This is a genomic window from Gardnerella sp. 30-4 (assembly GCF_001641215.1).
Classification (GTDB): Bacteria; Actinomycetota; Actinomycetes; order Actinomycetales; family Bifidobacteriaceae; genus Bifidobacterium; species Bifidobacterium leopoldii.
In genome coordinates this window covers 1-2065 of record NZ_LXJL01000135.1, presented here as the reverse complement: position 1 = coordinate 2065, position 2065 = coordinate 1, and the positions used below count along the sequence as shown (strand labels likewise).

The window sequence follows — 2065 nt, the reverse complement described above, 5'->3', positions numbered from 1 at the left end:
GCTCAGTAATGATTGCAATCGAACGGGGCTTATTTTTTATTTATACTTACTATGTTTAAATATCGCGATGCTTTTCAACAACGTGGCCAATTGCATACATGACTACGCCCCAAGCGAGAACCACCAAGCCTGATTGCCACCATGTGAAAATATATGCGTTTGGTGGAAGCTGTGCACCCGAATTAGGTGAGCCGCCCAAGAATTTCCCCACCGCTGTGGCTGGCAAAAGCTGTATAAGTATTGAATTCCACTTCGCGAAATTGCTTGCAAACATAATAATGCTAAGAACACTAGGCAAAATCATCACGGCTCCAATAACGCACATAATTCCGCCAGCAGTTGACTTGCAAATCATGCCAAAACCGTACGCCATTGCTGCTACAACAACCATAATTGCAGGAGAGCCAAGGAACAGCGTAAGAGGCAATTTCCACGCGTTGCTTCCAGATAATCCAGAAGTGCTGTCTCCTATAAAAGCTAATTCTGCAGCAGCTAACGAAACTGCCATTGCAATAAGTTGAACCACAAAAACGTAGATTGCAACAGCAATAAACTTAGCCGTAAAAAACATACCCCTTCTAGGTACAGCAGTAAGAGAAGCCTGAATCGAAGTTGTAGAATGCTCCGCGGTTACAGCGAGCACTGCAAAAATCGACAAAACAATCAAAAATACAGAAGCAAAACTAATAACTAAGCGGAAAATGCTTTCTTGAGATGCAATAAGGTCACTTTTATTGCTCGGCCCAACAGTAATTGCAGCGCTTGATCTACCTTGATTTGCTCCATTCTTAATGTCAACTTTAGACATTGCTTTTTGCACAATCGCGATAATAAAGCTAAAGATTACTGGCAAAACAATAGCTAATGCCATGCACCACCAGGTGGATGAAAGTCCGCGCAACTTAACAATCTCAGATTTAAGCGTGTGCATGAATGTAAGGCGTAAGTGCTGAGCGTTCATGCTGCGGCCTGTTTTGTACGCGTTGGATTGGCGTGCGTTGGACTCAGAAGATTGCACTTGTTGATTTGCTACTTGCTCACTCATTTTGCACTCTCCTTATTGTTAGATTGCTCTGCATGCTGCTTGCTGTCTGGCTTTAAATCGCTGCTAGGAACAGTCTTAGTAACGTACTGCTCCTGGCCATGCGTAAGAGCCAAATATGCTTCCTCAAGTGATGCGTGCTCTTGATTTAGCTGATATACCAAAATTTGATTATCCGCAATTTCGCGAGCAAGCTGATTAAGCTCACATCCTGTTATTCTAAAAAGCTCGCCTTCTTGAACGTCTTGAGGAGTGCGAGTATCTTGCAAAATCTTGCATTCAGGATTGTTTTGAGCAAGCACAGACTTTAGTTTTTCGCCTTCTGGAGTTACAAGTCGCACAGCGTGCTGAGAATGTGCGTCAACAAAATCTTGTACTGTTGTGCGCTCCAAAATTTCGCCATGAGCAATAATCACAAGGTTATCTGCAGTTAGTGCAACTTCGCTCATTAAGTGCGAACTAAGTAGTATTGCTCGGCCTTCGCTCGCGTAATACTTGCATAATTCGCGAACCCACTTAACGCCCTCTGGGTCTAAGCCGTTAATTGGCTCGTCCAAAATGAGATTGTGTGGATTTGCTAAAAGTGCCGCCGCAATGGAAAGACGCTGGCTCATACCAAGCGAGAAAGATCCTGCTTTGCGGGTTTTAACACTTGATAATCCAGTAATATCAATCACTTCGTCAACGCGCTTTTTTGATATTCCATGAGTTAAAGCCAATGAATACAGGTGATTGTAAGCCGTACGGCCCCTGTGAGCAGACTTTGCATCAAGAACTGCTCCAACTTCCGTCATTGGAGAGGCGATTTTTGCGTAAGGTTTGCCGTCAATAAGAGAAGTGCCACTATTGGCATGAATAAGATTTAACGCACAACGCATGGTGGTAGATTTACCAGCGCCGTTAGGACCTAAAAAGCCCGTGACTTTACCGTCTTCGGCGACGAAAGAAACGTCGTTAAGCGTTGTTTTTGCGCCGAAACGCTTTGTAATATGTTGAAATTCTAACATAAATTAACAATATCAC

At 43.5% G+C, this 2065-nt stretch carries 2 protein-coding genes; both read right to left on the bottom strand.

Translation table 11 applies throughout. The features are described from left to right. Window positions 1-55: 55 nt before the first annotated feature. Complete coding sequence (locus A5294_RS06185) at window positions 56-1045, bottom strand: ABC transporter permease subunit (RefSeq protein ID WP_064340717.1); 990 nt, start codon at window positions 1043-1045, stop codon at window positions 56-58. Next, window positions 1042-2049 carry an ATP-binding cassette domain-containing protein gene (locus A5294_RS06180; RefSeq protein WP_064340716.1) on the bottom strand — a complete coding sequence of 336 codons (1008 nt, stop codon included), beginning with the start codon at window positions 2047-2049 and terminating at the stop codon, window positions 1042-1044. Before A5294_RS06180 ends, A5294_RS06185 begins: the two co-directional genes overlap by 4 nt. Between the last annotated feature and the right edge of the window lie 16 nt (window positions 2050-2065).

Bases quoted from the DNA above. Each gene is read 5' to 3' on its own strand.
- A5294_RS06185 (WP_064340717.1), bottom strand. From the start codon at position 1,045: ATGAGTGAGCAAGTAGCAAATCAACAAGTGCAATCTTCTGAGTCCAAC.
- A5294_RS06180 (WP_064340716.1), bottom strand. From the start codon at position 2,049: ATGTTAGAATTTCAACATATTACAAAGCGTTTCGGCGCAAAAACAACG.